Below are 26,290 nucleotides of genomic sequence, written 5' to 3'. Positions count from 1 at the left end.
CGCCGCGGCCGAACCGAGCCTGTTCAAGGGCCTGGTGAAGTCGCTGGTAGGCCTGTTCGCTGGCAAGGAAGAAGCCCAACCCGCCGCCACCGAAAAGAGCACCTCCAGCGAGCGCACCGCCCGCACCGAGGAGCGCCGTAACGGTCGTCAGCAGAACCGCCGTCGTGACAGCCGTGAAGGTCGCGAAGAGCGCAAGCCACGTGAAGAGCGCCAGCCGCGCGAAGCCCGCGAGACGCGTGAGCCGCGCGAAGGCCAGGAAAACCGCCGTGAACGTGGCGAGCGTCCGCCGCGCGAGGAGCGTCAACCGCGTGAAGATCGCCAGCCTCGCGAAGCCCGCGAACCGCGCGAGCCCCGTGAAGAGCGCGCACCGCGTGAGCCTCGCGAGGAGCGTCAACCTCGTGAAGAGCGCCAACCGCGTGAAGAACGTGCACCTCGCGAAGCTCGTGAGCCGCGCGAGCCCCGCGAAGGCCAGGAAAACCGCCGCGAACGTGGCGAGCGTCCGCCGCGCGAGGAGCGCCAGCCCCGTGAAGAGCGCGCACCGCGCACCGAGCAGGCTGCCGAGCCCAGCGAAGAAGAACTGCTGAATAACGAAGAGCTGCTGGACGATGATCAGGAAGGCGCCGATGGCGAACGTCCTCGTCGTCGCTCCCGCGGCCAGCGTCGTCGCAGCAACCGCCGCGAGCGCCAGCGTGAAGTCGAAGGCGAAGAAGGCGTGGAAGGTAGCGAAGAAGCCACTGTCGAAGGCAGCGTTCCCGCCGCCGTCGCCGTGACCGCCGTCGCTGCCGGCATCATCGCCGAGCAGACCGAAGGCCAGGCCAGCAGCGAACCGACCCCGGTCGAAAACGCCACCAGCGAAGCCCCGGCTGCCGAAACCATCGCCGAAACCATCGCCCAGGAGCAGGAACCCGCCGCAGTGGTCGAGACCAGCGCCCCGGCCGTCATCGAAAGCGAAGTGTCCGTCGTGGTTGCCGAACCGGCCGTCGAAACCGTCGCCGTCGAAGCCCCGGTTGACGTCGCACCGGCTGCCGAAACCGTCGCGGAAGTCGAGGCTCCGGCCCCGGTCGAAGCCCCGGTTGAAGCCGAACCGGTCTCCGCTCCCGCCGCTGCGCCGGTCAGCGCCGGTGGCCGCGCACCGAACGACCCTCGTGAAGTGCGTCGTCGCCAGCAGGAAGCCGAGCGCCTGGCACGTGAAGCCGCTGCCGCTCCGGCCGTGGCAGCCCCGGTGGTTGAAGAAGCCGCCCCGGCCGTGGTCGAAGTCGCCGCTGAGCAGGAGCCGGTGGCTGAAGCCCAGGTCGAGCCTGCCGTCGAAGCCAGCGTGGAAGCCCCGGAAGTCGCTGAAGAGCCGAAGGTCGAAGTGACCCAGGCCAGCAGCACCACCGAGGAAGCCGTTGCTGAAGAAGCGAAGGAAGAGGAAGAAGCCAAGGACGAGTCCAAACCGACCGTCTGAGGCCCTGCCTGAATGAAAAAGGGATGCTTCGGCATCCCTTTTTCTTTGGGCCGGAAAAGGTATCCAGGCCCCGATCCACATGACGCCAATCGCGCCTGCGGGTCGGGCACAGGCCACGGCGCGGCACCCCGCCCTCCTGCAGGCCAAAAAAAAGGGATGCAGAAGCATCCCTTTCATAGCCGTTCAGCCCGCCTCAGAGCAGGTTCGGCTCCATCTCCAGCGCCACGCCGAAACGCTCGGCGATATCGGCCTGGATGCGCTGCGCCAGAGCCCAAAGCTGCTGCCCGGTGGCACCGCCGTAGTTGACCAGCACCAACGCCTGCAAACGGTGGACACCCGCATCGCCGTCTCGGAAGCCCTTCCAGCCCGCGCGCTCGATAAGCCAGCCCGCCGCCAGCTTCACCTGCCCACCCCTTTGCGGATAGGCCACCAGATCCACGTGCTCGCCGCGCAGCCGCTCGGCCAGCTCTGCGGAAACCAGCGGGTTCTTGAAGAAGCTGCCGGCGTTGCCCAGTTGCGCCGGGTCGGGCAGCTTTTCGCTGCGGATGGAACAGATGGCACGGCTCACATCCAGCGCCGTCGGGGCATCCACGCCCTGTTCCTGCAAGCGCTGGCGCACCGGGCCGTAGTCCAGGTGCAGACGCGCATTGCGGCTCAAGCGGAAGCGCACTCGCAGGATCAGCCAGCGGCCCGCTTCACGCTTGAACAGGCTGTCCCGGTAGGCGAAGGCGCACTCTTCCAGAGCAAACTCACGCAGCTCGCCGGTCTGGCGATCCAGCGCGGTCAACCCGGCGAACACGTCCTTGATCTCCACCCCATAGGCACCGATGTTCTGCATCGGCGCCGCGCCGACCGTACCGGGAATCAGGCTGAGGTTCTCCAGCCCCACCAGGCCCTGCTCCAGGGTCCAGAGCACGAAGGGGTGCCAGGCCTCCCCGGCCTCCGCCTCGACCACCACCGAATCACCATCGTCACTCAGGATATGCACGCCACGGCTGGCCATGCGCAGTACCAGCGCGTCGACATCCCGGGTCAGCAACAGGTTGCTGCCGCCGCCGAACACCTGCAGCGGTACGCCACGCTCCGCCGCCAGTGCCAGCGCCTCGCGCACCTCGGCCTCGTCACGGGCTTCGGCGAACAACCGCGCCCGGACATCGATGCCAAAGGTGTTGAAAGGCTTGAGGGAGACATTCTCGGAAAGGACCAGGCTCACAGGCGCCCCCGTATCTCGGCGACCAGGCCGTCACAGGCCTGCTCGATCAGGTCCAGCACCTCCTCGAAGCCCTCCTCGCCCCCGTAGTAGGGATCCGGAACCTCTTCGGGCACCAGGCCGTAGCGACGCAGGAACAGGTCCGGCTCACTGCCGCCGCGACGCAGCCCCTCGAGGTCGCGCAGGTTGCTGTGGTCCATCGCCAGAACCAGGTCGAAACGGGCGAAATCGTCCACGCTCACCTGGCGCGCGCGCAGCAGGGAAAGGTCATAGCCACGGCGCTGGGCCGCCTGGCGGGTACGCATGTCCGGCGCCTTGCCGACATGCCAGTCGCCGGTGCCGGCGGAGTCGACCTCCACCCGTCCATCCAGGCCCGCCTTGCGCAGCTTGTGACGCAGCACACCCTCGGCGGTGGGCGAGCGGCAGATATTGCCGAGGCAGACGAACAGGACCTTCATCAGGCCCCCAGCAAGCGGCGGACCCGCTCCAGGTCTTCGGCGGTATCGACCCCCGCAGCCGGCGCCTCGAGTGCATCGGCCACATGGATGCGCACACCGTGCCAGAGCGCGCGAAGCTGCTCCAGGCACTCGGTGTCCTCCAACCAGCAGGGGCCCCATGCGACGAAGTCATGGAGAAACCGCACGCGGTAGGCGTAGATGCCGATATGCCGGCGGTAAGGCACCCCTTCGGGCAGTGCATCGCGCCCTTGGGCGAAGGCGTCCCGGGCCCAGGGCAGCGGTGCGCGACTGAAGGTCAGGGCCAGGCCCTGGGCGTCGGTCGACACCTTGACCACGTTGGGGTTGAACAACGCCTCAACCTCATGGATCGGCTCGGCCAGGGTGGCGATGCCGGCCTCGGGATGGGCGGCCAGGTTGGCTGCCACCTGATCGATGATCGACGGCGGAATCAGTGGCTCGTCGCCCTGCACGTTGACCACGATGGCATCGTCACCGAGCCCCAGCTGGGTGGCGACCTCGGCCAGGCGGTCGGTGCCGGAGTTGTGGTCAACACGGGTCAGCACCGCATCGGCGCCGAACGCCTTGCAGGCCTCGACGATGCGCGGATCGTCGGTGGCCACCACCACGCGTTCCGCCGAGCTGCGTCGAGCCTGCTCCCAGACGTGCTGGATCATCGGCTTGCCGCCGATGTCCTGCAGCGGCTTGCCGGGCAGGCGCGTGGAAGCGTAGCGAGCGGGGATGACGACGGTGAATGCCTGGCCCATCACTTGTCCAGCCGTTCATCGACGTTGAGGGTGCGCGCCTCGCTCTCCAGCATCACCGGGATGCCTTCGCGGACGGGGAAGGCCAGAGCATCGGCCTTGCAGACCAGCTCGCTCTTGTCGTCGGCGAGCTTCAGCGCGCCCTTGCACAGAGGGCAGGCGAGGATATCGAGCAGTTTGGTGTCCATGGGGAGTCCTTGGAGGCCACCTACAGGGGTGGCTGATGGGGTTACGAGCGTTCGCTGGCCAGGCGTGCCAGGCGCGCGTCGAGCCATGCGACGAAGCCCTCGGTGGGCACGGCATCGACGGCCAGGTACCACCAGTCGCCAGCGGCGAAGGCCCGGCATTTCACCGCGTCCTTCTCGGTCATCACCAGGGGCAGTGCCGGGCTGAATTGCAGCTCGGCGGCACCAAAGCTGGCGTGGTCGGCGAAAGCATGCGGAATCGGGCGCCAGTTTAGCGCCTCGAGCGTGGTGAAGAAACGCTGTGGATTACCGATGCCGGCGACCGCGTGAAGCGCCTGTCCAGGGGGGAAATGCTCGAGACCGACCCGTTCGCCACTCAGCAGGTTGACCAACGCGGTGGGCCGCAGGCGGAAGCCATAGGCACCCCCGGGGCCAGCGTCGGCGCCGTTGTAGAGCACCGCGTCGACACTCTCGAGGCGCTGCGCCGGCTCGCGCAGGGGGCCGGCCGGCAGGCAACGACCATTGCCCAGGCCACGGGCAGCGTCGATCAGAACCAGTTCGATGTCCCGTGCCAGGCGATAGTGCTGCAGGCCATCGTCGCTGAGCACCAGGTCCAGCGGCCCGTCGGCCAGCAACGCCGCCACGGCGCGGCCCCGATCGGGGTCGATCATCAGGGGCGCGCCTGTGCGCTGCACGATCAGCAGGGGCTCATCGCCAGCGACATCGGCCCCCTGCTCCGCCCGCACCCGCCAGGGCAGGCTCGGCGGGTTGGCACCGTAGCCACGACTGACCACGCCTACGCGCAGGCCGAGGCCGCGGCAGTGCTCGATGAGCCAGAGAATCATGGGGGTCTTGCCGGTGCCGCCGACGGTGATGTTGCCCACCACCATGACCGGCACCGGGGACCGGTAGATGGGGCCCGCACCGGCGAGGAAAGCCTCGCGCCTGCGCCGCACTACGAGGCGGAACAACGCCTCCAGGGGGCGAAGCAGCACCAGGGCCGGATGCCCCCGGTACCAGGCGTCCAGCAGGCGATCGGAGAAGGCCATCAGGGCTTCTCCGGCTGGGCCTCGACCGTGGTGATGCGCAGCTTGCTGAAACCCAGCTTGCCGGCCGCATCCATGGCGGTGATCACCGACTGGTGGGTGGTCTTGGCGTCGGCGCTGATGATCATCGGCAGGCTGTTGTCACCACCGGACTCCTTGCTCAGCGCCGTCATCACCGTCGCCAGGTCGTTCTTCACCAGCACCTGGCCATTGAGCGCGTACTGGCCATCGGCACTGATGGACAGCTCCAGGGTCTTCACCTCGGTGGCCTGAGCCGGCGTGCCGCTGACGGCTTCCGGCAATTCGATCTTCAACTCGCTGGGGCGGCTGAAGGTGGTGGTGACCACGAAGAACAGCAGCAGCACGAAGATCACGTCGATGAACGAAGTCAGGTTGAGGAAGACTTCCTCACGGGCGACGTTGCCCGCCCGGCGACGGAACTTCACGCTTTGGCTTCCTCTGCGAAGTCCACTTCACGATCGCCCTGGGTCACTTCCACCAGCTTGATCGCCTCCTGCTCCATGGTCACCACCAGCTCGTCGACACGGCGCAGCAGGAAACGGTGGAAGAACACGGCGGGGATGGCGACCATCAGGCCAGCTGCGGTGGTGATCAGCGCCTTGCCGATACCGCCGGCCAGGGCCGGGGCATTGGCCATGCCGTTGTCCATGAAGCCGCTGAAGATCTCGATCATCCCGAACACGGTACCCAGCAGGCCCAGCAGCGGGCCCATGGCCGCGATGGTGCCCAGGGTATTGAGGTAGCGCTCCAGCTCGTGAATGACGCGGGATGCAGCCTCCTCGATGCACTCCTTCATGATCTCGCGACCATGCTTGGAATTGGCCAGGCCGGCGGCGAGGATCTCACCCAGCGGGGACGATGCACGCAGCTCCTTGAGCTTCTGCGCGTTGAGCTGCTTGTCCTTGACCATCCGCCACACCTGGCCGAGCAATTGCGGCGGTGCGATGCGATTGGCACGGAGCGTCCATAGGCGCTCCACGATGATGGCGGTGGCTGCGATGGAACTCAGAATGATAGGCAGCATCATCCAGCCGCCTGCTTTGACCAGCTCCCACACGGTGGCAAATCCCCTTGAAAAAAGTGGCGCAACTCTAGCACAGGGTCAGGGCCCCGCCGACCGTCGCCGTTCTCATTTTTCCCGCCAGAAACGTGCCTGTGTCCGCAGTCCACGCACCTCGTCACGTTCGCCGAGGCGGATCAGCAGCGCACCGGACTCCGCGGTGTCGTGGATCGCGACGCCAGAGGCACGGTAGCGGGCGACGACGGACGGATGCGGATGACCGAAGGCGTTGTGGCTGCCCCGGGTGATCAACGCACCACGAGGCGACACCGCCTCGATCAACGCCGCCGAGGAAGAGCTGGCGCTGCCGTGGTGCGGTGCCAGCAGCCAGTCGGCGCGCAGGGGTTCGCCGCTGGCGATCCAGGCGGCCTCGGCCTGGATACCGATGTCGCCGGTCAGGTGGATGCGCTCGCCCTGCGCCTCGACGCTGAGCACGCAGGACCGGTCGTTGCCGCTGCGTGCCTGGTCCCAGCGCCAGGTACGCAGGCGCACGCCGTCCCACTCCCACGCCTCGTTGCCACAGGCCTGGGCGCCCAGCGCAGCCGGCAGGCGCAGCGGCTCACCGCTGACCACCCGTTCCACCGGCATGCCACGCAGCACCGCTCCGGCACCGCCGGCGTGGTCGTTGTCGGCATGGCTGAGCAGCAACTGGTCCAGCTGCCGCACACCCAGACCCAGCAAGCTCGGCAGCACCACCCGCTCGCCCATGTCGAAGTCGCCGCGACGGGCGCCCGTGTCGTAGAGCAGCGCGTGCTCCCGGGTACGCACCAGCACCGACAGCCCCTGCCCGACATCCAGCAGCCAGATGTCCGCCCTCCCCCAGGGCGGCCGCTCGAGAGGGGGGAACAATGCCGGCAACAGCAACGCCACGCCCAGGACGCGTACCGGCACGCCCGCCGGAAGAACCAGCAACAGGCAGCCGCCCATGCCCAGCAGCCAGGCCCATGGAGGAACGGCCGTCGCCTGCCAGGCCGGAATCCACGCGGCGATCCAGGCCAGCAGCCGGAACAACAGCTCCAGCGATCCACCGGCCAGCCACAGCAACCCCGTGCCCAACCAGGGCACGCCCTGCAGCGCAGCCCCGAGCAGGGACAGCGGCACCGAGACCAGACTGACCCAGGGCACGGCGACCAGGTTGGCCAGCGGGCCACTCAGGCTGATGGGCAGCGCCAACGCCAGCAGCAAGGGTGACAGCGCCAGCCCCATGGTCCATTGCGCGCGCCACCAACTGAGCCACCAGGGCGGCACGCCCATCCGCCCGGCGAAGATCAGGATGAGCAACGCCACGGCGCCGAAGGACAACCAGAATCCTGCCTGCAGGGAAGCCAGCGGGTCCGCCGCCAGCACCACGCAGAAGGCCACCAGCAACGGCCGCACCACCCCGAGGTGGCGGAAACGCAGGCGCCAGAGCAGTGCGATGGCGGTCATCAGGCATGCGCGCTGCACCGGCACATCGAAGCCGGCCAGGAAGCCATAGCCCAGCGATCCGACGAGCGCCAACGCACAGGCGCAGGGCAACCAGGGCAGGCGCCCGGGCCAGAGACCGATCCGCGCCAGCAGCGCGACGGCGCCGTATAGCACAGCGGCGAGCAGGGCGATGTGCTGGCCGGAGATCACCATCAGGTGCACCGTCCCCGTGTCCTGCAGCAACCGCCAGTCGGCAGGGGTCAGTCCCGAGCCGTCACCGAGCACCAGCGCCGAGATGCCGCCGTTGCGCCCATGGGCCGGCGCCTGGTCGATGCCCTGGCGCAAGCGGTCACGCCAGGCGGCGGGGCCGGTGCCCGACGCCAGCGGCTTGCCGGCCTTCACCGAACCGCTGGCGCCTGTATGCCGGGCAAGGAGCCAGGCTTCGTAATCGAAGGCATGCGGGTTGACCAGGCCACGCGGGCGCTTGAGGGTCACGGCCAGGCGCCAGCGCTCCCCGCCGCGCAGCTGTGGCCCGCCGTACCAGGACAGGCGGATACGCGACGGCAATTCGGTGCCCGGCATCTGCGGATCGTCCAACTCGAAGCGCACCACCCCGCTGCCCCGTTGCGGCAGACCGACGACCCGCCCCTCCAGCCAGCGGGTCTCGCCATCGAGGGATGGGTCCAGCCGATCATCCAGGGCCCATTGGGCACAGCAGCACCCCCAGGCGATCCCCAGCAGGAACAGACCGGGCGCCCGCCCGCGTCCAGCCAACAATGCCAGCCCCAGTGCCGCCGCCACGAGCAACCAGGCGGTCGGCGGCAACGCCGGCATGAACCGCACCGCGGCCAGGCCACTGCCCAGCGCCACCAACGCCCACGCCATCGCACTCCCCTCCCTGGGAAGCCCCGCCACGCGACACGGCCAATGACCGTCGATCGGAGCGGTTCCATTCATTTATCGACACAAACTGACCCGGCGATGTCATAACCATGAATGCATAATGTCGGCGCTTCAGCCTGCCAGAGAACCCTCATGCCGCGTCGCCTCTTCAAACGCTACATGCCAAACCCGGACCTGATCAGGGAACACAAGTCGCTGCGCTTCCTCGGCGCCCTGATCCATGATCCGAACCTCTGGCACCTCAACCGCCACTCGGTCTCGCGGGCGATGGCGATGGGCCTGTTCGCCGCGTTCATACCCTTGCCCCTGCAGATGCTGCTGGCCGCCGGCCTGGCCATCACCGTGCGCGCCAACCTGCCGATCTCCGTCGGCCTGGTCTGGCTGACGAACCCTATCACCATGCCGCCGGTCTTCTATTGCACCTACAAGATGGGCGCCTGGCTGATGGGTGTGCCGCCGCGCACCCTGCCCGACGAGCTGACCTTCCATTGGATCACCCAGGAACTCTCGACCGTCTGGCAGCCTTTCCTGCTCGGCTCCATCGTCTGCGGCATCCTCGTCGGCGCACTGGGCTACATGCTGACCATGCTCTACTGGCGCTGGTGGGTCGGCCACAGCTGGCGCAAACGTCAGAAGCGCCGCCAGCAGTCCGGGCACCAGTAGCGCCAGTTTCCAGGCCTGAAACGAAAAAACGCCGCTTTCGAGCGGCGTTTTTCATGGTGCAGGGTCGGGCCCTATTCGTAGCGCAGCGCCTCCGCCGGCTGGGTCTGGGCAGCGCGCCAGGCCGGATAGAGGGTCGCGAGGAAGCTCAGCAGCAGCGCAGCACCGCAGATCAACACCACGTCCGCCACCTGCAGGTCGGAAGGCAGGTAGCTGACGAAGTACACGTCGGAGCTGAAGATGTGCTGCCCGCTGGCACGCTCCAGTGCGGCGATCCAGGTGCTGACATTGAGCGCAGTGACGATGCCCAGCACCGTGCCGATCAGAGTGCCGACCGCACCGATGACGCTGCCCTGGACCATGAAGATGGCCATGATCTGCCGGGGCGTGGCGCCCAGGGTACGGAGGATGGCGATGTCGGCGCGCTTGTCGGCGACCACCATGATCAAGGTGGCGATGATGTTGAACGCGGCCACGGCGACGATCAGCAGCAGCAGCAGGCCGATCATGGTCTTCTCCATCTTCATCGCGCTGAACAGGCTGCCCTGGGTGTGGGTCCAGTCATCGGCGCGGTAGCCCGCGCCCAGCGCCTTGACGATCTGCGCGGAGACGCGCGGCGCCTCGTAGAGATCCTTCAGGGCGATGCGCACGCTCTGCACCTGGCCTTCCTGCAGGCGCTGGATGGCCGCGGCGTCGGCGACGTTGATCAGCGCCAGGGAGCTGTCGAGCTCGGCGCCCACCTTGAACACCCCCACCACGTTGAGGCGCTGCATGCGCGGGGTGATGCCGCCCGGCGCGCTGCTGACCTCCGGCACGATCAGGGTCAGCTTGTCGCCGACATTGAGGTGGAAACGCCGCGCGGTGATCTCGCCCACGACGATGCCGAACTCGCCAGGCACCAGGTCTTCCAGCGCGCCCTGGACGATGTGCTTGCCGATGATGGAGACCTTGGGCTCCTCCGCCGGGTCGATGCCGTTGATCTGCACCGGCTGCATCATGCCTTTGTAGGAGAGCATCCCCTCCAGCTCGGCGAAGGGCACCGCGCCGGTCACCTCGGGGTGTTTCATGGCCGTGCTGGCGACGCTGCGCCAGTCATCCAGGGGCCGGTCGGCGGCGAGGGTGGCATGGGGCACCATGCCGAGGATCCGCGAACTCATCTCCTTCTGGAAGCCGTTCATCACCGAGAGCACGACGATCATCGCCAGCACGCCCAGGGCGAGGCCGATCATCGAGGTCAGCGAAATGAAGGAGATGAAGTGGTTGCGGCGCTTCGCGCGGGTGTAGCGCGCGCCGATGAATATCGCCAGGGGTCTGAACATGTCAGGCAGCCACCAGCCGGCCTTCTTCCAGGCGCAGCACCCGGTCCATCTGCTGGGCCAGTTGCAGGTCGTGGGTCACCACCAGGAAGGCGGTACGCAACGAACCGCTGAGCTCCAGCATCAGCTCCTGGATGCTCTGGGCGGTGTGCTTGTCGAGGTTGCCGGTGGGCTCGTCGAGCAGCACCAGCTCGGGGTTGTTGACCAGGGCGCGGGCGATGGCCACGCGCTGGCGCTCGCCGCCGGAGAGCTCCGCCGGCTTGTGCGACAGGCGATGGGCGAGGCCGACGCGCTCCAGCAGGGCCGTGGCGCGCTGGCGTGCCTCGGCGATCGGCGTGCGGCCGATCAGCAGCGGCATGCAGACGTTCTCCAGCGCAGTGAACTCGGGCAGCAGGTGATGGAACTGGTAGACGAAGCCCAGCGCGCGGTTGCGCAGCAGGCCACGGGCCTTCTCGTTGAGGGCGGACAGCTCCTCGCCCGCCAGCCAGACGCTGCCGGTGCTGGGGGTGTCGAGCCCGCCGAGCATGTTCAGCAGGGTGCTCTTGCCCGAACCCGAGCTGCCGACGATGGCGATGCGCTCGCCCGGGTGCAGCTCCAGCTCGACGCCGGACAGCACCTGTACCGATTGCGGGCCTTCCTCGTAGCTCTTGCCCAGGTTGCGGCAGCTCAGTACCGCGCGATCTTTCACGTCACTCATAACGAAGCGCCTCTGCGGGCTGGGTGCGCGCGGCACGCCAGGCCGGGTAAAGGGTGGCGAAGAAACTCAGGACCAGCGCGGCGCCGCAGACCAGCACCACATCCTCCAGCATCAGCTGAGAGGGCAGGTAGTCGATGAAGTAGACGTCGGCGCTGAGGAACTTGTGGCCGAGCACGTCCTCCAGCCAGGAGATGGCGGCGCTGACATTGAGGGCGGCAAGGATGCCCAGCACGCAGCCGATGGCGGTGCCGACCACGCCGATCACCGTGCCCTGGACCATGAAGATGCCCATGATCTGCCCCGGCGTGGCGCCGAGGGTGCGCAGGATGGCGATGTCGCCCTTCTTGTCGGTGACCACCATGACCAGGGTGGAAATGATGTTGAACGCGGCGACGGCGACGATCAGCAGCAGCAGCAGGCCGATCATGGTCTTCTCCATGCGGATGGCCTGGTAGAGGTTGCCGTGGGTGCGGGTCCAGTCGCGGGCATAGAAGTCCTCGCCCTTGAGCTGCCCGGCGATCTGCCAGGCGACGCGCGGCGCCTGGAACAGGTCGTCGAGCTTCAGGCGCAGGCCCTGCACCTGGTCCGGCTTCCAGCGGTGCAGGCGCGCGGTGTCCTTGATGTTGGCCACGGCCAGGGCGCCGTCCAGTTCGCCCGCGCCGACATGGAAGATGCCGACCACGGTGAAGCGCTTCATGCGCGGGAACACGCCGGCCGGGGTGACCGCCACTTCCGGCAGCACGAAGGTGACCTTGTCGCCGAGGCCGACGCCGAGCTTGGTAGCCGCCTTGTCGCCGATGACGATGCCGAACTCGCCGGCGCGCAGCGAAGCCAGGTCGCCCTGCTTGAAGTAGTCGTCGATGATCGAGACCTGGCTTTCCAGCGCCGGGTCGACCGCATTGACCAGCACCTTCTGTACCTTGCCGTCGTTGGTCAGCAGGCCCTGCATCTGGGTGAAAGGTGCCACCGCGACGATGCCCGGGTGTGCGCGGACCTTGTCGGCCAGCGCCTGCCAGTCGTTGATCGGCACGGCGGACTCGATGGTGGCGTGGGGCACCATGCCCAGCACGCGCTCGCGCATCTCGCGGTCGAAGCCGTTCATCACCGACAGCACGAGGATCATCACCAGCACGCCGAGGGCGAGGCCGATCATGGAAGTCAGGGAGATGAACGAGACGAAGTAACTGCGACGCTTGGCGCGCGTGTAGCGGGCGCCGATGAACAGGGGCAGCGGTCTGAACATAGAAAAAAGGTTCGCTTGCGAAGAAAGGAACGTCCTTGTGGCGGGGCCCGGCGAGCAGCTTTACACTCAGACCACCCCTGCAGCCATGGGTTCGCCATGTCGACACAAGACGCAGATGACCGCCGCGAATACTACCGTATCGACGATACGATCGCACTGGAATTTACCCCCCTGACCCACGCCCAGGCGCAGGCCAGCGAGGAGCTCCACGACCCGTCGCCGCTGTTCAATCTGCTCAGTGACCTGCACCTGATGGACTTCGAGTCCCAGCACCTGCTGCGGCACATTTCCGAGCGCGACCGGACCCTGGCCAATTACCTGAAGGTGATGAACAAGCGCATCGACCTGCTCGGCCAGGCCGTGGCCCAGAGCCTGATGCGCGACATCGGCCCACCGCGCCGGGTGACGCTCTCCGAGGGCGGTGTCGGCTTCCTCTGCCCGCAGCCCTTCGAGCTCGGCAGCCACCTGGCCATCAAGATGGTACTGATGCCCCAGGCGCTCGGCCTGCTGCTGCGTGCAGTGGTGATCCACAGCCAGCCACGCGATGACGGCCAGTTCGAGATCGGCACCGAATTCGAAGCGCTGACTGACGCACAGCGCCAGTTGCTCGCCCGACATATCCTGCAGAAGCAGGCCCAGGCTCGCCGCCAGGCCCGCGCTCGCCCGGTTCCGCCTCCAGGATGACTCCATGTCGCGCCTTCTGCTCCTGCTCTGCCTGTCCCTCCCCCTCCCGGCCCTGGCCGAAACCATCGAGATCCCTGTCGGCCAGCAAGGCGACAGCGGCCTTTCGCTGCCCGCGCGCGGCGAATCGCAGCGCGCCGTACTCGAGCGTTTCGGCCTGCCGGACGAGGAACATCCCGCCGTCGGCAAACCGCCGATCACGCGCTGGGACTACCGGGAGTTCTCCGTCTATTTCGAGAGCGGGCATGTCGTCGACAGCGTCCGCCACCACCAACCAAGACACCCCGAGGTTTCACAGTGACCCTGATCTACGGCCATCGCGGCGCCAAGGGCGAATGCCCGGAAAACACCCTGGCCAGCTTCCAGCAGTGCCTCTCCCACGGCGTGAAACGCTGCGAACTCGACCTGCACCTGTCCCGTGACGGCGAACTGATGGTGATCCACGACCCGACGCTCAAGCGCACCACCGGTCGCCGCGGCAAGGTGGTGGAGCACGATGCCGAAGAACTGGTGACCTACGACGCCCGCCAGGGCGGGCCCGGCTGGGTGAAGCCCTGCCCCATCCCGCGCCTGGAAGAGCTCTTCGAGCAGTGCGACTTCGACCACTGGCAGCTGGAAGTGAAGAGCGCTTCCCGCGTGCGCGCCGCGCGCACCGTGCTGGCCATCCGCGAACTGGCCGAGCGCCACGGGCTGCTGGAGAAGGTCACCGTCACCTCCAGCTCCCGCGAGGTACTGCGCGCGCTGAACCGCCTGACGCCCGACCTCGCCCGTGGCCTGGTAGCCGAGTATGCCTGGCTCGACCCGCTGAAGGTCGCCGCCAACCATGGTTGCAGCCTGCTGGCGCTGAACTGGACCCTGTGCACCCCCGAGCGCCTGCAGAAGGCGCAGAAGCAGGGCCTGCACGTGTCGGTGTGGACGGTGAACGAGCCGGCCCTGATGCGCCGCCTCGCCGACTTCGGCGTGGACAGCATCATCACCGACTTCCCTGGCGTGGCGGTGAGCACGTTGGCACGCTGAAGCCTCGTTGTTCCCGCCCTCTCGGCACCCTGGGTTGGCGCCGAGCGCAGGGAGGCCCAAGGGTGCGAGGTTCAGCACGGCTTACTGAGCAAGCGGTGGGCTGAAGCCCACCCTACGCCCATCCGAGTGTCACTCCCCCCAGAACGAAAAAACCGGCCGCAAGGGCCGGTCTTTTCATGGGCGTCGCCTGATCAGAAGCTCTCCCGATTCGGCCAGCGCCAGGTGCGCGGATCGCCGAGAGGGTCCTCCCCGGCCGGTTCAGGCGCCCGGCCGGTGCCGCTCAAAAAAGCCGGTTGAGGCCGTCGAACGCCGCCACCCGATAGGCTTCCGCCATGGTCGGGTAGTTGAAGGTGGTGTTGATGAAGTACTTGATGCTGTTGGCTTCGCCCTTCTGGTTCATGATCGCCTGGCCGATGTGGACGATCTCCGAGGCCTGGTAGCCGAAGCAGTGCACACCGAGCACCTCCAGGGTTTCGCGGTGGAACAGGATCTTCAGCATGCCCACCGGTTCGTGGGAGATCTGCGCCCGGGCCATGCCCTTGAAGAAGGCCTTGCCCACCTCGTAGGGGATCTTCGCCTGGGTCAGCTCGCGCTCGTTCTTGCCGATGGAACTGATCTCCGGAATGGTGTAGATGCCGGTCGGCACGTCATCGACGAAACGCCAGCTGTCGTTCTCCACCGCGCTGCCGGCGGCCGAGCGGCCCTGGTCGGCGGCGGCGCTGGCCAGGCTCGGCCAGCCGATCACGTCACCCGCTGCGAAGATGTTGCCCACCTCGGTGCGGTAGTACTGGTCCACGGCGATCTGGCCACGGCTATTGACCTTGATGCCGATGTTCTCCAGCCCCAGGCGGTCGGTGTTGCCGGTACGGCCATTGCACCACAGCAGGCAGTCGGCCTTGATCTTCTTGCCGGACTTCAGGTGCAGGATCACGCCGTTCTCCAGCCCCTCGATGCGCTCGTACTCCTCGTTGTGGCGGATGAGCACGTTGTTGTTGCGCAAGTGGTAGCTGAGGGCGTCGGAGATCTCGTCGTCGAGGAAGCTGAGCAGTTGGTCGCGGTTGTCGATCAGGTCCACCAGCACGCCCAGGCCGCTGAAGATGGAGGCGTATTCCGAGCCGATCACACCGGCGCCGTAGATGATGATGCGGCGCGGGGTATGGGTGAGGCTGAGGATGGTGTCGCTGTCGTAGATGCGCGGGTGATGGAAGTCCACGTCCGCCGGGCGATAGGGGCGCGAGCCGGTGGCGATGATGACCTGCTTGGCCACCAGCTTTTCCACCACGCCGCTGGCGCATACCACTTCGACGGTCTGCTCGTCGGAGAAGCTGGCGGTGCCGAAGAACACATCGACGCGGTTGCGGGCGTAGTAGCCGGTGCGCGAGGCGACCTGCTTGGAGATCACCCGCTCGGCGCTCTTGAGCACGTCGGGGAAGGAGAACCAGCGCGGCTCGCCGATCTGGCGGAACAGCGGGTTGGTGTTGTACTGCATGATCTGCCGCACCGAGTGACGCAGGGCCTTGGACGGGATGGTGCCCAGGTGGGTGCAATTGCCGCCGACCAGCGGGCGGTTGTCGACCACCGCCACCTTGCGCCCGGCCTTGGCGGCGTTCATCGCCGCGCCCTCACCCGCCGGGCCGGAACCCAGCACCACTACGTCGTAGTTGTAGACAGCCATGCTTACTCCTCATAACGGGCCGAAGGGCTCTCTGTGGCCTCCGGCAGGGCCGCGGAACAGGTCACCGCAGCGTTTCGAACTCGGCGCGCAGCTTAGTCACACTGCATGGCGCTGCACATTAGCGCTTGGTCGCGTCGTAGGCGAGTTTTGTATCCACTACATCGCCGTCGCGATTGGCCTCCTCGCACTTTTCGCGATTGCCGCCACAGATCGAGCATTCCTTCTCGATCCCCAGGTTGGCGATGCCGCCGCAGGAGCCGGCGATGGGCTTGCGCCCCATGATCACGCCGATGGCCATGCCCAGCACCACCAGCAGCATGATCAAAAAGACCAGTAGCCAGGTCATGTTCAGTGCGCCTCCGTGGGGAACAGTTGCTCGAAGCGGCGGCTGCCGCGGGTGGCGAAGCCCGTGCCTTCACGGGTGATGAAGAACGCCGCGATGTCGTGGCGGTCGGCGAACGCCAGGCCGGCCTCGGGACCGAGCACCATCAACAGCGTAGACAGTCCATCGGCACGCAGGGCCGACGGGTCGATGACCGTGACCGCTGCCAGGTGATGGGTGATGGGGGCGCCGCTGGTGGGATCGAGGGTGTGAGAATACCGCTGTCCACCCCGTTCGAAGTAGTTGCGATAGTCGCCTGAGGTGGAAATGCCCATGTCCTGCAGTGCAACAATCTTCTGCGCCACCTGGCGGTCATCGCGCGGCGCCTCGATGGCCACGCGCCAGGGGCTGCCATCGGGCTTGTGGCCGACGGCCTTCATTTCCCCGGTGATCTCCACCAGCGAGCTGGTCACGCCCAGCTCGCCCAGTCGCGCGCTGACACGGTCCACGGCGTAGCCGGCGGCGATGGCGTTGAAGTCCAGCTGCACGGCGGCGTCCTTGCACAGTTGGTCGCCCTGGCGCTTGAGGTGCTGGTGGCCGACATCGGCACGGGCCGTGGCAATGGCCTCGGCGCTGGGCACCTGGTCGCCTCGCGATTGCGGGCCGAAGCCCCAGAGGTTGAGCAGCGGCTCCAGGGTCATGTCGAAGGCGCCGTCGCTCTGTGCGGACAGGCTGTCGCCGAAGGCCACCAGCTCCAGCATGGGCGCCGGCAGGGCCATGCAGCGGCCCGCCGGCAGGGCGTTGAAGCGCTCCACGTCGGAATCGGCGCGGTAGGTGGACATCTGCCGGTCGATCTCGGCGAGGATGCCCTCCACCTCCCCCCGCACCTGCTCCACGGCGGGCCCGGACGCGCTGCGCACGTACCTCACCGAGTAGCTGCTGCCCATGGTCGGGCCGCCGAACTGTTCCAGGGAATCGCCGCAACCGGCCAGCAGGAAGCTGGCCGAAAGCAGCAGGGCAACGGATCTAACCACCGAAGTCGTCCAGCAGGATGTTCTCGCGCTCGACGCCCAGGTCCAGCAGCATCTTGATCACTGCCGCGTTCATCATCGGCGGGCCGCACATGTAGAACTCGCAGTCCTCGGGGGCCGGGTGGTCCTTGAGGTAGTTCTCGAACAGCACGTTGTGGATGAAGCCGGTGTAGCCGGTCCAGTTGTCCTCGGGCTGCGGGTCGGACAGCGCCAGGTGCCACTGGAAGTTGGGGTTCTCGGCGGCCAGCTGGTCGTACTCCTCGGTGTAGAAGGCCTCGCGCAGGGAGCGCGCGCCGTACCAGAAGCTGATCTTGCGCTGGGAGCCCAGGCGCTTGAGCTGGTCGAAGATGTGCGAGCGCATGGGCGCCATGCCCGCGCCGCCACCGATGAAGACCATCTCGGCGTCGGTGTCCTTGGCGAAGAACTCGCCGAAGGGGCCGTACACGGTGACCTTGTCGCCCGGCTTGAGGTTGAACACCCAGGAGGACATCTTGCCCGGAGGGATCTCGTCCTTGCCCGGCGGCGGCGAGGCCACGCGGATGTTGAACTTCACGATGCCCTTCTCGTCCGGGTAGTTGGCCATGGAGTAGGCACGGATGACGGTCTCGTCGACCCTGGAGACGTACTTCCAGAAATTGAACCTGTCCCAGTCGGCCCGGTACTCGGGCTGGATGTCGAAGTCCTTGTAGTGCACCTCGTGGGGCGGGCACTCGAGCTGCACGTAGCCACCGGCGCGGAAGTCCACGCTCTCCCCTTCCGGCAGGCGCAGGGTCAGCTCCTTGATGAAAGTGGCGACGTTGGGGTTGGACTCCACCGTGCACTCCCACTTCTTAACGCCGAAGACCTCTTCGGGTACTTCGATGTGCATGTCCTGCTTCACCGGGGTCTGGCAGGACAGGCGCCAGCCTTCCTTCGCCTGGCGGCGGGTGAAGTGGGACTCCTCGGTGGGCAGCATCTCGCCGCCGCCGCTCTCCACCACGCACTTGCACTGGGCGCAGGTACCGCCGCCGCCGCAGGCCGAGGAGAGGAAGACGTTCTGCGCCGCCAGAGTCTGCAGCAGCTTGCCGCCGGCCGGGACGGTGATGGTGCGCTCGCGGTTGATCACGATGTTCACGTCGCCGCTGGACACCAGCTTGGCGCGGGCGGCGAGGATGACCACCACCAGCGCGAGGACGATGGCGGTGAACATGCCAATGGCGAGGAAGATTTCGAAACTCGGCATGTCGCCTCCTTACAACTGGACGCCCGAGAAGGACATGAAACCCAGCGACATCAGGCCGATGGTGATGAAGGTGATGCCCAGGCCCTGCAGGCCCTCGGGTACATCGCTGTACTTGAGCTTCTCGCGGATGCCGGCGAGCAGCGCGATGGCCAGGGCCCAGGAGAAGCCGGAACCGACGCCGTAGACCACGCTCTCACCCAGGTTGTAGTCGCGCTCCACCATGAACAGCGAGCCGGCCATGATGGCGCAGTTCACCGTGATCAGCGGCAGGAACACGCCGAGGGCGTTGTAGAGCGATGGCACGTACTTGTCGAGCAGCATCTCGAGGATCTGCACGATGGCGGCGATCACCCCGATGTAGCTGAGCAGGCCGAGGAACGACAGGTCCACGTCCGGCAGGCCGGCCCAGGCCAGCGCGCCGTCCTTGAGCAGGAGGGTGTAGAGCAGGTTGTTGGCCGGCACGGTGATGGCCTGCACCACGATCACGGCGATGCCGAGGCCGATGGCGGTTTCCACCTTCTTGGAAATGGCGATGAAGGTGCACATGCCGAGGAAGAAGGCCAGCGCCATGTTCTCGACGAACACTGCCTTCACGAACAGGCTGATGTAGTGCTCCATCAGTAGGCCTCCTTGTTGGATACCTGGGGCGCGATCTTGTAGGCCGGGGCTTCCTTCTGCTCGGTCTTCCAGCTGCGCAGGGCCCAGATGATCAGGCCGATGAGGAAGAAGGCCGAGGGCGGCAGCAGCAGCATGCCGTTGGGCTGGTACCAGCCGCCGTCGTTGATCACCGGGAGGATCTCGTAGCCCAGCAGCTTGCCGGAGCCGAACAGCTCGCGAATCACGCCGAGGACGATGAGCATGGCGCTGTAGCCCAGGCCGTTGCCGATGCCGTCGAAGAACGACAGCAGCGGCGGGTTGGCCATGGCGAAGGCCTCCGCGCGGCCCATCACGATGCAGTTGGTGATGATCAGCCCGACGAACACCGAGAGCTGCTTGGACAGGCTGAAGGCATAGGCCTTGAGCACCTGGTCGACCACGATCACCAGCGAGGCGATGATCACCATCTGCACGATCATGCGGATCGAGCTGGGGATCTGGCTGCGGATCATCGAGATGAACAGGTTGGAGAAGCCGGTCACCAGCGTCAGGGCGATGGACATCACCAGCGCGGTCTTCAGGTTGGAGGTGACCGCCAGGGCCGAGCAGATGCCGAGGATCTGCAGGCCGATGGGGTTGTTGTGCAGGATCGGGTCCAGCAGGACCGAGCGGATCGTGGGTTGCGCCATGTTCATGCCTCCCCGTCGTTGAGCTTGGCCAGGAAGGGGCCGAAGCCGTTCTTGCCAAGCCAGAAATGCAGCAGGTTGTTGACGCCCTTGCTGGTCAGCGTGGCGCCGGCCAGACCGTCGACCTGGTGGCTGGCGTTGGGCGAGCCGGGCTCGACGCTGCCCTTGATGATCTGGATGGCCAGTTGGCCCTGCTCATCGAACAGGCTCTTGCCGTTCCACAGCGCCTTCCATTTCGGGTTGTCCACCTCGCCGCCGAGGCCGGGGGTCTCACCGTGCTGGTAGAAGCCGAGGCCAACCACGGTATTGAGGTCGCCCTTGAGGGCGAGGAAGCCGTACAGGGTGGACCACAGGCCGTAGCCGCGCACCGGCAGGATCAGGGTGTCCAGTTGGCCGTCCTTCTCCACCAGGTAGACGGTGGTGAAGCGCTCGCGGCGCTTGATGGAGGCGATGTCCTGATCACCCGGCAGGGCGTCGGAGAGCTTCGGGTCCTTGGCGGCCTTCAGCGGGTCGAAACCGGCGGCCTGGATGGCGTCGCTGTATTCGCCGCTGGAGAGGTCCACCACCTTGGCGGTGATGCGCTCGGCATAGAGCGCCTTCACTTCGCTGGCGGACATGCCCGGCTGGCCGAGGCCGGCGATGGAGAGGATGCTGCGCTGCTTGTCCAGCTCGCGGTTCTCCACCTGCACCGGCTTGAGGGCTACTGCCCCGCCGGCGACGAAGATGGAGCACACCAGGCAGACCACCAGGGCCACCAGCAGGGTGCGGATCGTGGATTCCTTCTGGTTAGCCATGGCGTGCCAGCCTCCGCTTGATGTTGGCCTGGACGACGAAGTGGTCGATCAGCGGTGCACAGAGGTTGGCGAAGAGGATCGCCAGCATCATGCCTTCCGGGAAGGCGGGGTTGACCACGCGGATCAGCACCACCATCAGGCCGATCAGCGCACCGAACAGCCACTTGCCGGTGTTGGTCATGGAGGCGGACACCGGGTCGGTGGCCATGAACATCATGCCGAAGGCGAAGCCGCCGAGGACCAGGTGCCAGTACCAGGGCATGGCGAACATCGGGTTGGTGTCGGAACCGATGGCGTTGAACAGCGTGCTGGTGGCGATCATGCCCAGCATCACGCCGGCGACGATGCGCCAGGCGGCGATGCGGGTCAGCAGCAGCACACCGCCGCCGATGAAGATGGCCAGGGTGCTGGTCTCGCCGATGGAGCCGTGAATGGTGCCGAGGAAGGCGTCCATCCAGGTGATGCCGTGACCGATGATGTTCTCTACACCACCGGCAGCGCCCAGGCTCAGGGAGGTGGCGCCGGCGAAGCCGTCCACCGCCGTCCACACGGCGTCACCGGAAATCTGTGCCGGGTAGGCGAAGAACAGGAAGGCACGACCCACCAGGGCGGGGTTGAGGAAGTTCTTGCCGGTGCCGCCGAACACTTCCTTGCCCAGCACCACGCCGAAGCTGATGCCCAGGGCCACCTGCCACAGCGGGATGCTCGGCGGCAGGGTGAGGGCGAAGAGCACGGAGGTGACGAAGAAGCCTTCGTTCACTTCATGGCGGCGGATGGCGGCGAACAGCACTTCCCAGAAGCCGCCGACGATGAAGGTCACGGCGTAGATGGGCAGGAACCAGGCGGCGCCCTGGATGACGTTGTCCCACAGGCTGTTGGGGTCGAAGCCCGCCAGGCTGCCGATCAGCGCGAAGCGCCAGCCGTCCTGGGCGGCCAGCAGGTCCGGGCTCTGGGCGAACACCAGGTTGGCCTGGTAGCCGACGTTCCACATGCCGAAGAACATCGCCGGGAAGGTGCAGAGCCACACGGTGATCATCATGCGCTTGAGGTCGATGCCATCGCGCACGTGGGCCGTGGTCCGGGTGACATTGGCCGGCCGGTAGAAGAAGGTGTCGATCGCTTCGTACAGGGCGTACCACTTCTCGAAGCGGCCCCCCTGTTCGAAGTTGTGCTCGATCCGGTCGAGGAATTTACGCAGGCCCATGTCAGCCCTCCTTCTCGATGCGGTTGAGGTTGTCCCGCAGGATGGGGCCGTATTCGTACTTGCCGGCGCAGACGTAGCTGCACAGCGCCAAGTCTTCCTCGTCCAGCTCCAGGCAGCCCAGCTTCTGGGCCATCTCGGTGTCGCCAACGATGAGGTAGCGCAGCAACTGGGTGGGCAGGATGTCCAGCGGCATCACCGCCTCGTAGTTGCCCACCGGCACCATGGCGCGCGGGCTGCCGTTGGTGCTGGTGCTGAAGGCGAACCGGCGGGCCGCCATCAGCTTGGAGACGAAGATGTTCAGCACCGAATGCTTGTTCACCCCGGCGCGCAGGTAGTGCAGCAGCTCGCGGTCATGGCCTTCGGCGAGGCAGGACACCTGCAGGTGGTAGCGCCCCAGGTAGGCGCAGGCGCCACGGGAGGTGCGCCCGCCCAGCAGGGAGCCGGACACCACGCGGTTGACGCCGGGCTTGAGTTCGCCGGCCGTCAGCTCGTCGAGGCTGGCGCCCAGGCGGGTGGCCAGCAGACGCGGCTTCTCCACCACCGGGCCGCCCAGGGCTACGACGCGCTCGACCCACAGGCGGCCGGTGGCGAACAGCTTGCCGACGGCGATCACGTCCTGGTAGCCGATGTGCCAGACGCTCCTGGTGGCGCTGACCGGGTCGAGGAAGTGGATGTGGGTGCCCGGAAGGCCCGCCGGATGCGGGCCGGAGAAGGCCTCGGCGTGCACGCCGGTCACCTGCTCACCCGGCAGGCTGGCCCCCTCGGCCTTGCACAGGAACACCCGGCCCAGACGCGCCAGCACCTTGAGGCCGCGTTCGAAGTCGGCGGCATGAGCAGCGATGATCGGCTGCGGATCGGCGGCCAGCGGGTGGGTATCGAGGGCGGTCACGAAGATCGAGCTGGGTACGGCATCGACGGCCGGCACCCGGCTGAACGGGCGCGTGCGCAGCGCAGCCCAGAGACCCGAACGCTGCAGGTTGTCCCGCACGGCCTGGGGCTCGAGGGCATCCAGGGCGTTGTCCGGGCAGGTGTCGAAGAGGACTTCGTCCTCGCCGTCCACGTCGATCACCACCGACTGCAACACGCGCTGCTCGCCGCGGTGGATGGCCGAGACCACGCCCGCCGCCGGGGCGGTGAAGATCACGCCGGGGCTCTTCTTGTCGGCGAACAGGGCCTGGCCCAGCTTCACCCGGTCGCCGACCTGCACCTGCATGGTGGGCTTCATGCCGTGGTAGTCGAAGCCGATCACGGCCACGCTACGCACGGCCCGTGCAGCCTCGATGCGCTGCTCAGGCTGGCCTGCGATGGGCAGGTCCAACCCCCGTCTGATTCTTGTCATGTCTCTCGCCTGAACCTTGAGAAGGGTTTCGTCCCGGTGTGGAACAGTAGCCGCCAAACGCCAGGCAGGCGCCGGATCGAACTCCAGCACGCGGCAGGGCCCCGGGACGAGAACCGCGCATTATAAAGAGGCGACTTCCCAAGCGGCCACTGAAAGTCCTGAAATTTCCGACTGTTAGCGCTATTTGGGCAACCGGAAGTCAGCCAGCGGACGAACGGTCACAGCCCGCCGCACCATGAAAAACGGGGGCCGCAGCCCCCGTTTCCGTCATTACGAGCGAGGCCCCGCGGAGCGTCGGATGGCGTAGCAGATGGCGATGAAGCCGAGCCAGAAGGGAATGGCGTACACCGACACGTTGATGCCGGGGATCATCAGCATCACGCCGAGGATCAGCACCACGAAGGCCAGGCACAGGTAGTTGCTGAAGGGGTACCAGAGCGACTTGAAGAACGGCTCGATGCCCTGGCGCTGCAGCGACTTGCGGAACATCAGGTGCGACAGGCTGATCATCGCCCAGTTGATCACCAGGGCCGCCACCACCAGCGCCATCAGCAGTTCCAGGGCCTGCTTGGGCGCCAGGTAGTTCACCAGCACGCAGAGCAGAGTCACCAGCGCGGAGACGCCGATGGCCAGCACCGGAACGCCACGGCGGTTGACCTTGAGCAGCGCCTTCGGCGCATCACCCTGCTCGGCCAGGCCGTAGAGCATGCGGCTGTTGCAGTACACGCCGCTGTTGTAGACCGACAGTGCGGCGGTCAGCACCACGAAGTTCAACAGGTGGGCGGCGGTGTCGCTGCCGATCAGCGAGAAGATCTGCACGAAGGGGCTGCCGCTGTAGGGGTCGCCGGCGGCGCCCAGGGTTTCCAGCAGCTTGTCCCAGGGGTAGAGCATCAGCAACACGGTGAGGGCACCGATGTAGAAGATCAGGATGCGCCAGATCACCTGGTTGATCGCCTTGGGGATCACCTTCTTCGGCTCGCTGGCCTCGGCGGCGGTGATGCCCACCAGCTCCAGGCCACCGAAGGAGAACATGATGATCGCCAGCACCATCACCAGCCCTTCCAGGCCATTGGGGAAGAACCCGCCGTGGCTCCACAGGTTGCTCACCGCCGCCTGCTCGCCGCCGGTGCCGGAGATCAGCAGGTAGAGGCCGAGGATGATCATGCCGATGATCGCCACCACCTTGATCAGGGCGAACCAGAACTCGGTCTCGCCGAAGGCGCGGACGTTGGCCAGGTTGATCAGGTTGATCAGCACGAAGAAGGCTGCCGCCGTCGCCCAGGTGGGCACTTCCGGCCACCAGAACTGCACGTACTTGCCCACGGCGGTCAGCTCGGCCATGCCCACCAGCACATAGAGCACCCAGTAGTTCCAGCCGGAGAGGAACCCCGCGTAGCCGCCCCAGTACTTGTGGGCGAAGTGGCTGAAGGAACCGGCCACGGGCTCCTCGACGATCATCTCGCCCAGCTGGCGCATGATCAGGAAGGCGATGAAGCCGGCGATGGCGTAGCCGAGGATCATCGAGGGGCCGGCGGATTTGAGTACCCCGGCCGAGCCGAGGAACAGACCGGTGCCGATGGCGCCGCCCAGGGCGATCAGCTGGATATGGCGATTTTCCAGGCCGCGCTTGAGCGAGCCGGCGTGCAGCTGTTGTCCGTCCATCAAGGGGTTTCCAAGCAGGAGGTGGGTATAGCGATTACAGACCTAAAAATGAAAAACGGGAGCCCGAAAGCTCCCGTTCTGTTCAACGCGGTATCAGCGCGGGAACGCAGGCGGGTTGACCCCGGCCATCTCTTCCATCACGCGGACCACCTGGCAGCTGTAGCCGAACTCGTTGTCGTACCACACGTAGAGCACGACACGGTTGTCGTTGCAGATGGTGGCCTCGGCATCGACCACACCGGCATGGCGGGAGCCGACGAAGTCGGTGGAGACCACTTCCTGCGAGCTGACGAAGTCGATCTGCTTCTGCAGGTCCGAATGCATGGCCATCTGGCGCAGGTACTCGTTGATCTCTTCGCGGGTGGTGGCCTTTTCCAGGTTCAGGTTGAGGATGGCCATCGACACGTTCGGCGTCGGCACGCGGATGGCGTTGCCGGTCAGCTTGCCCTTCAGCACCGGCAGGGCCTTGGCGGCGGCGGTGGCGGCACCGGTCTCGGTGATCACCATGTTCAGCGGCGCGCTGCGGCCACGACGATCGCCCTTGTGGAAGTTGTCGATCAGGTTCTGGTCGTTGGTGTACGAGTGAACGGTCTCGACGTGGCCGTTGACGATGCCGTACTGATCGTTGACGGCCTTGAGCACCGGCACGATGGCGTTGGTGGTGCAGGAGGCGGCCGAGATGATCTTGTCTTCGGCGGTGATCTCGGAGTGGTTGATGCCGTGCACGATGTTCTTCAGCGCGCCCTTGCCCGGGGCGGTCAGGACGACGCGATCGACACCCGGGCAGCTCAGGTGCTGGCCCAGGCCCTCGGCATCACGCCACACGCCGGTGTTGTCGACCAGCAGGGCATTCTTGATGCCGTACTGGGTGTAGTCGACTTCGGTCGGCGACTTGGCGTAGATCACCTGGATCAGGTTGCCGTTGGCGGTGAGGGTGTTGTTTTCCTCGTCGATGGTGATGGTGCCATCGAACTTGCCGTGTACCGAGTCGCGGCGCAGCAGGCTGGCGCGCTTGACCAGGTCGTTGCTGGCGCCCTTGCGCACGACGATGGCGCGCAGGCGCAGGCCGTCGCCGCCACCGGTCTTCTCGATCAGGATGCGTGCCAGCAGGCGGCCGATGCGGCCGAAGCCGTAGAGGACGACGTCGGTGCCTTCACGGGCGGCGCCGTTCTGCTTGCCGACCACGTCGGCCAGCTCGTCCTTGACGAACTGCTCGACGGCACGGCCCTTGCCTTCGGCCTTGAACTTGCTGGCCATCTTGCCCAGGTCCACGGAAGCCGCGCCCAGCTTCAGCTCGCTCATGGCCTTGAGGATCGGGAAGGTATCGTGGACCGACAGCTCGCTGTCGTCAGCCAGGCGGTGACGGGCGAAACGATGGGCCTTGAGAATGTCGATCACCGAACGGTTGATCAGACCACGGCCATAGATCGAGGTCACCACGCTGTTGTTGCGGTAGAGCTGGCCAATCAGCGGAATCATCGCTTCCGCGAGGGCTTCACGATCAATCCACTCACCGAGACACTGGTCGGGCTTCTGAGTCACGGGCAGTACCTTCCACATGTAGGGGCTGAAAAAAGGGGCTACATTATGACGGCGCGCGCAAGCGGCGGCAATCTGCAGCGGACGTAAGACTGACATCCGTCAGT

General features: G+C 66.5%; 26 protein-coding genes and 1 pseudogene. 5 read left to right on the top strand and 22 right to left on the bottom strand.

Features of this window, described 5'->3' with window-relative positions; all coding sequences use genetic code 11:
• Nucleotides 1-1,447 (top strand): annotated as a pseudogene (locus tag DMX10_RS32815) (ribonuclease E/G); the annotation flags it as partial.
• 193 nt (nucleotides 1,448-1,640) lie between these two features.
• Here DMX10_RS32815 and murB read toward each other — a convergent pair.
• The 8 genes from murB to DMX10_RS20380 all read right to left on the bottom strand — a co-directional run bounded on the left by murB (nucleotide 1,641) and on the right by DMX10_RS20380 (nucleotide 8,480).
• Nucleotides 1,641-2,660: a UDP-N-acetylmuramate dehydrogenase gene (gene murB, locus DMX10_RS20415; protein WP_111262776.1), complete on the bottom strand. Its 1,020-nt coding sequence runs from the start codon at nucleotides 2,658-2,660 to the stop codon at nucleotides 1,641-1,643.
• The gene (locus DMX10_RS20410) at nucleotides 2,657-3,115 is read right to left on the bottom strand and encodes a low molecular weight protein-tyrosine-phosphatase (protein ID WP_111262775.1); all 459 of its coding nucleotides are present in this window, start codon (nucleotides 3,113-3,115) and stop codon (nucleotides 2,657-2,659) included. The genes murB and DMX10_RS20410 overlap by 4 nt, the downstream gene beginning before the upstream one ends.
• Nucleotides 3,115-3,879 carry a 3-deoxy-manno-octulosonate cytidylyltransferase gene (kdsB, locus tag DMX10_RS20405; RefSeq protein ID WP_111262774.1) on the bottom strand — a complete coding sequence of 255 codons (765 nt, stop codon included), beginning with the start codon at nucleotides 3,877-3,879 and terminating at the stop codon, nucleotides 3,115-3,117. Before kdsB ends, DMX10_RS20410 begins: the two co-directional genes overlap by 1 nt.
• Complete coding sequence (locus DMX10_RS20400) at nucleotides 3,879-4,064, bottom strand: Trm112 family protein (protein ID WP_111262773.1); 186 nt, start codon at nucleotides 4,062-4,064, stop codon at nucleotides 3,879-3,881. The genes kdsB and DMX10_RS20400 overlap by 1 nt, the downstream gene beginning before the upstream one ends.
• Before the next feature lie 41 nt (nucleotides 4,065-4,105).
• Complete coding sequence (gene lpxK / locus DMX10_RS20395; RefSeq protein WP_111262772.1) at nucleotides 4,106-5,110, bottom strand: tetraacyldisaccharide 4'-kinase; 1,005 nt, start codon at nucleotides 5,108-5,110, stop codon at nucleotides 4,106-4,108.
• Nucleotides 5,110-5,553: a biopolymer transporter ExbD gene (locus DMX10_RS20390; protein ID WP_111262771.1), complete on the bottom strand. Its 444-nt coding sequence runs from the start codon at nucleotides 5,551-5,553 to the stop codon at nucleotides 5,110-5,112. The genes lpxK and DMX10_RS20390 overlap by 1 nt, the downstream gene beginning before the upstream one ends.
• Nucleotides 5,550-6,185, bottom strand: a complete 636-nt coding sequence (locus tag DMX10_RS20385) for a MotA/TolQ/ExbB proton channel family protein (RefSeq protein WP_111262770.1) — start codon at nucleotides 6,183-6,185, stop codon at nucleotides 5,550-5,552. The genes DMX10_RS20390 and DMX10_RS20385 overlap by 4 nt, the downstream gene beginning before the upstream one ends.
• Before the next feature lie 72 nt (nucleotides 6,186-6,257).
• A complete protein-coding gene (locus DMX10_RS20380) occupies nucleotides 6,258-8,480 on the bottom strand; it encodes a DNA internalization-related competence protein ComEC/Rec2 (protein ID WP_236205744.1) in 2,223 nt (740 codons plus the stop codon).
• A gap of 150 nt (nucleotides 8,481-8,630) precedes the next feature.
• Between DMX10_RS20380 and DMX10_RS20375 the strand changes: the two genes are divergently transcribed.
• Complete coding sequence (locus tag DMX10_RS20375; RefSeq protein WP_111262769.1) at nucleotides 8,631-9,161, top strand: DUF2062 domain-containing protein; 531 nt, start codon at nucleotides 8,631-8,633, stop codon at nucleotides 9,159-9,161.
• 71 nt (nucleotides 9,162-9,232) lie between these two features.
• Here the strand turns inward: DMX10_RS20375 and DMX10_RS20370 are convergent, their stop codons facing one another.
• The 3 genes from DMX10_RS20370 to DMX10_RS20360 are packed head-to-tail and all read right to left on the bottom strand — an operon-like array spanning nucleotide 9,233 to nucleotide 12,414.
• Nucleotides 9,233-10,477: a lipoprotein-releasing ABC transporter permease subunit gene (locus DMX10_RS20370; protein WP_111262768.1), complete on the bottom strand. Its 1,245-nt coding sequence runs from the start codon at nucleotides 10,475-10,477 to the stop codon at nucleotides 9,233-9,235.
• Nucleotide 10,478: 1 nt separating this feature from the next.
• Nucleotides 10,479-11,162, bottom strand: coding sequence for a lipoprotein-releasing ABC transporter ATP-binding protein LolD (gene lolD, locus DMX10_RS20365; RefSeq protein ID WP_178082989.1), 684 nt, complete (start codon nucleotides 11,160-11,162; stop codon nucleotides 10,479-10,481).
• A gap of 1 nt (nucleotide 11,163) precedes the next feature.
• On the bottom strand, nucleotides 11,164-12,414 hold the full coding sequence (locus DMX10_RS20360) for a lipoprotein-releasing ABC transporter permease subunit (protein WP_111262766.1): 1,251 nt from the start codon (nucleotides 12,412-12,414) through the stop codon (nucleotides 11,164-11,166).
• 96 nt (nucleotides 12,415-12,510) lie between these two features.
• On the opposite strand from DMX10_RS20360, the gene DMX10_RS20355 reads away from it, so the two are divergent.
• Genes DMX10_RS20355 through DMX10_RS20345 form a run of 3 tightly spaced genes read left to right on the top strand, consistent with a single transcriptional unit; the run spans nucleotide 12,511 to nucleotide 14,112 of the window.
• The gene (locus DMX10_RS20355; RefSeq protein ID WP_111262765.1) at nucleotides 12,511-13,098 is read left to right on the top strand and encodes a PilZ domain-containing protein; all 588 of its coding nucleotides are present in this window, start codon (nucleotides 12,511-12,513) and stop codon (nucleotides 13,096-13,098) included.
• A gap of 4 nt (nucleotides 13,099-13,102) precedes the next feature.
• On the top strand, nucleotides 13,103-13,396 hold the full coding sequence (locus tag DMX10_RS20350) for a phosphodiesterase (RefSeq protein WP_111262764.1): 294 nt from the start codon (nucleotides 13,103-13,105) through the stop codon (nucleotides 13,394-13,396).
• Complete coding sequence (locus tag DMX10_RS20345) at nucleotides 13,393-14,112, top strand: glycerophosphodiester phosphodiesterase (protein WP_111262763.1); 720 nt, start codon at nucleotides 13,393-13,395, stop codon at nucleotides 14,110-14,112. The genes DMX10_RS20350 and DMX10_RS20345 overlap by 4 nt, the downstream gene beginning before the upstream one ends.
• 280 nt (nucleotides 14,113-14,392) lie before the next feature.
• On the opposite strand, the gene sthA is transcribed toward DMX10_RS20345, so the two are convergent.
• From sthA to DMX10_RS20290, 11 genes are all read right to left on the bottom strand, one after another.
• Nucleotides 14,393-15,787 carry a Si-specific NAD(P)(+) transhydrogenase gene (gene sthA / locus DMX10_RS20340; RefSeq protein ID WP_111262762.1) on the bottom strand — a complete coding sequence of 465 codons (1,395 nt, stop codon included), beginning with the start codon at nucleotides 15,785-15,787 and terminating at the stop codon, nucleotides 14,393-14,395.
• Nucleotides 15,788-15,905: 118 nt separating this feature from the next.
• Nucleotides 15,906-16,133: a (Na+)-NQR maturation NqrM gene (gene nqrM, locus DMX10_RS20335; protein ID WP_111262761.1), complete on the bottom strand. Its 228-nt coding sequence runs from the start codon at nucleotides 16,131-16,133 to the stop codon at nucleotides 15,906-15,908.
• A gap of 2 nt (nucleotides 16,134-16,135) precedes the next feature.
• Entirely contained in the window at nucleotides 16,136-17,143 is a 1,008-nt protein-coding gene (locus tag DMX10_RS20330; protein ID WP_111262760.1) for an FAD:protein FMN transferase, read from the bottom strand.
• Nucleotides 17,136-18,362, bottom strand: a complete 1,227-nt coding sequence (gene nqrF, locus DMX10_RS20325; RefSeq protein WP_111262759.1) for an NADH:ubiquinone reductase (Na(+)-transporting) subunit F — start codon at nucleotides 18,360-18,362, stop codon at nucleotides 17,136-17,138. Before nqrF ends, DMX10_RS20330 begins: the two co-directional genes overlap by 8 nt.
• A gap of 9 nt (nucleotides 18,363-18,371) precedes the next feature.
• Nucleotides 18,372-18,980 (bottom strand): NADH:ubiquinone reductase (Na(+)-transporting) subunit E, encoded by a 609-nt coding sequence (gene nqrE / locus DMX10_RS20320; RefSeq protein ID WP_021219522.1) that lies wholly within the window; start codon nucleotides 18,978-18,980, stop codon nucleotides 18,372-18,374.
• Nucleotides 18,980-19,654 carry an NADH:ubiquinone reductase (Na(+)-transporting) subunit D gene (locus DMX10_RS20315; protein WP_178082988.1) on the bottom strand — a complete coding sequence of 225 codons (675 nt, stop codon included), beginning with the start codon at nucleotides 19,652-19,654 and terminating at the stop codon, nucleotides 18,980-18,982. Before DMX10_RS20315 ends, nqrE begins: the two co-directional genes overlap by 1 nt.
• Nucleotides 19,651-20,439 carry a Na(+)-translocating NADH-quinone reductase subunit C gene (locus DMX10_RS20310; RefSeq protein WP_021219524.1) on the bottom strand — a complete coding sequence of 263 codons (789 nt, stop codon included), beginning with the start codon at nucleotides 20,437-20,439 and terminating at the stop codon, nucleotides 19,651-19,653. Before DMX10_RS20310 ends, DMX10_RS20315 begins: the two co-directional genes overlap by 4 nt.
• Complete coding sequence (locus DMX10_RS20305) at nucleotides 20,432-21,643, bottom strand: NADH:ubiquinone reductase (Na(+)-transporting) subunit B (RefSeq protein ID WP_111262758.1); 1,212 nt, start codon at nucleotides 21,641-21,643, stop codon at nucleotides 20,432-20,434. Before DMX10_RS20305 ends, DMX10_RS20310 begins: the two co-directional genes overlap by 8 nt.
• Before the next feature lies 1 nt (nucleotide 21,644).
• Complete coding sequence (locus DMX10_RS20300) at nucleotides 21,645-22,982, bottom strand: Na(+)-translocating NADH-quinone reductase subunit A (protein ID WP_111262757.1); 1,338 nt, start codon at nucleotides 22,980-22,982, stop codon at nucleotides 21,645-21,647.
• Nucleotides 22,983-23,252: 270 nt separating this feature from the next.
• A complete protein-coding gene (locus tag DMX10_RS20295; RefSeq protein WP_111262756.1) occupies nucleotides 23,253-24,644 on the bottom strand; it encodes an amino acid permease in 1,392 nt (463 codons plus the stop codon).
• Between the two features lie 93 nt (nucleotides 24,645-24,737).
• On the bottom strand, nucleotides 24,738-26,204 hold the full coding sequence (locus DMX10_RS20290; RefSeq protein WP_111262755.1) for a glyceraldehyde-3-phosphate dehydrogenase: 1,467 nt from the start codon (nucleotides 26,202-26,204) through the stop codon (nucleotides 24,738-24,740).
• Between the last annotated feature and the right edge of the window lie 86 nt (nucleotides 26,205-26,290).

Origin of the sequence: Pseudomonas sp. 57B-090624 (assembly GCF_003234055.1) — a bacterium.
In the GTDB taxonomy this organism is placed as follows: Bacteria; Pseudomonadota; Gammaproteobacteria; order Pseudomonadales; family Pseudomonadaceae; genus Metapseudomonas; species Metapseudomonas tohonis.
The sequence above is the reverse complement of the archived record's forward strand: the minus strand, read 5'-3'. Positions and strand labels throughout refer to the sequence as shown.

Excerpts from the sequence above, each read along its gene's own strand:
- DMX10_RS20410 (WP_111262775.1), bottom strand. The coding sequence starts at position 3,115 with ATGAAGGTCCTGTTCGTCTGCCTCGGCAATATCTGCCGCTCGCCCACC.
- kdsB (WP_111262774.1), bottom strand. The coding sequence starts at position 3,879 with ATGGGCCAGGCATTCACCGTCGTCATCCCCGCTCGCTACGCTTCCACG.
- DMX10_RS20400 (WP_111262773.1), bottom strand. The coding sequence starts at position 4,064 with ATGGACACCAAACTGCTCGATATCCTCGCCTGCCCTCTGTGCAAGGGC.
- lpxK (WP_111262772.1), bottom strand. The coding sequence starts at position 5,110 with ATGGCCTTCTCCGATCGCCTGCTGGACGCCTGGTACCGGGGGCATCCG.
- DMX10_RS20380 (WP_236205744.1), bottom strand. The coding sequence starts at position 8,480 with ATGGCGTGGGCGTTGGTGGCGCTGGGCAGTGGCCTGGCCGCGGTGCGG.
- DMX10_RS20375 (WP_111262769.1), top strand. The coding sequence starts at position 8,631 with ATGCCGCGTCGCCTCTTCAAACGCTACATGCCAAACCCGGACCTGATC.
- DMX10_RS20370 (WP_111262768.1), bottom strand. The coding sequence starts at position 10,477 with ATGTTCAGACCCCTGGCGATATTCATCGGCGCGCGCTACACCCGCGCG.
- DMX10_RS20360 (WP_111262766.1), bottom strand. The coding sequence starts at position 12,414 with ATGTTCAGACCGCTGCCCCTGTTCATCGGCGCCCGCTACACGCGCGCC.
- DMX10_RS20355 (WP_111262765.1), top strand. The coding sequence starts at position 12,511 with ATGTCGACACAAGACGCAGATGACCGCCGCGAATACTACCGTATCGAC.
- DMX10_RS20350 (WP_111262764.1), top strand. The coding sequence starts at position 13,103 with ATGTCGCGCCTTCTGCTCCTGCTCTGCCTGTCCCTCCCCCTCCCGGCC.
- sthA (WP_111262762.1), bottom strand. The coding sequence starts at position 15,787 with ATGGCTGTCTACAACTACGACGTAGTGGTGCTGGGTTCCGGCCCGGCG.
- nqrM (WP_111262761.1), bottom strand. The coding sequence starts at position 16,133 with ATGACCTGGCTACTGGTCTTTTTGATCATGCTGCTGGTGGTGCTGGGC.
- nqrF (WP_111262759.1), bottom strand. The coding sequence starts at position 18,362 with ATGCCGAGTTTCGAAATCTTCCTCGCCATTGGCATGTTCACCGCCATC.
- nqrE (WP_021219522.1), bottom strand. The coding sequence starts at position 18,980 with ATGGAGCACTACATCAGCCTGTTCGTGAAGGCAGTGTTCGTCGAGAAC.
- DMX10_RS20315 (WP_178082988.1), bottom strand. The coding sequence starts at position 19,654 with ATGAACATGGCGCAACCCACGATCCGCTCGGTCCTGCTGGACCCGATC.
- DMX10_RS20310 (WP_021219524.1), bottom strand. The coding sequence starts at position 20,439 with ATGGCTAACCAGAAGGAATCCACGATCCGCACCCTGCTGGTGGCCCTG.
- DMX10_RS20305 (WP_111262758.1), bottom strand. The coding sequence starts at position 21,643 with ATGGGCCTGCGTAAATTCCTCGACCGGATCGAGCACAACTTCGAACAG.
- DMX10_RS20300 (WP_111262757.1), bottom strand. The coding sequence starts at position 22,982 with ATGACAAGAATCAGACGGGGGTTGGACCTGCCCATCGCAGGCCAGCCT.
- DMX10_RS20295 (WP_111262756.1), bottom strand. The coding sequence starts at position 24,644 with ATGGACGGACAACAGCTGCACGCCGGCTCGCTCAAGCGCGGCCTGGAA.
- DMX10_RS20290 (WP_111262755.1), bottom strand. The coding sequence starts at position 26,204 with ATGTGGAAGGTACTGCCCGTGACTCAGAAGCCCGACCAGTGTCTCGGT.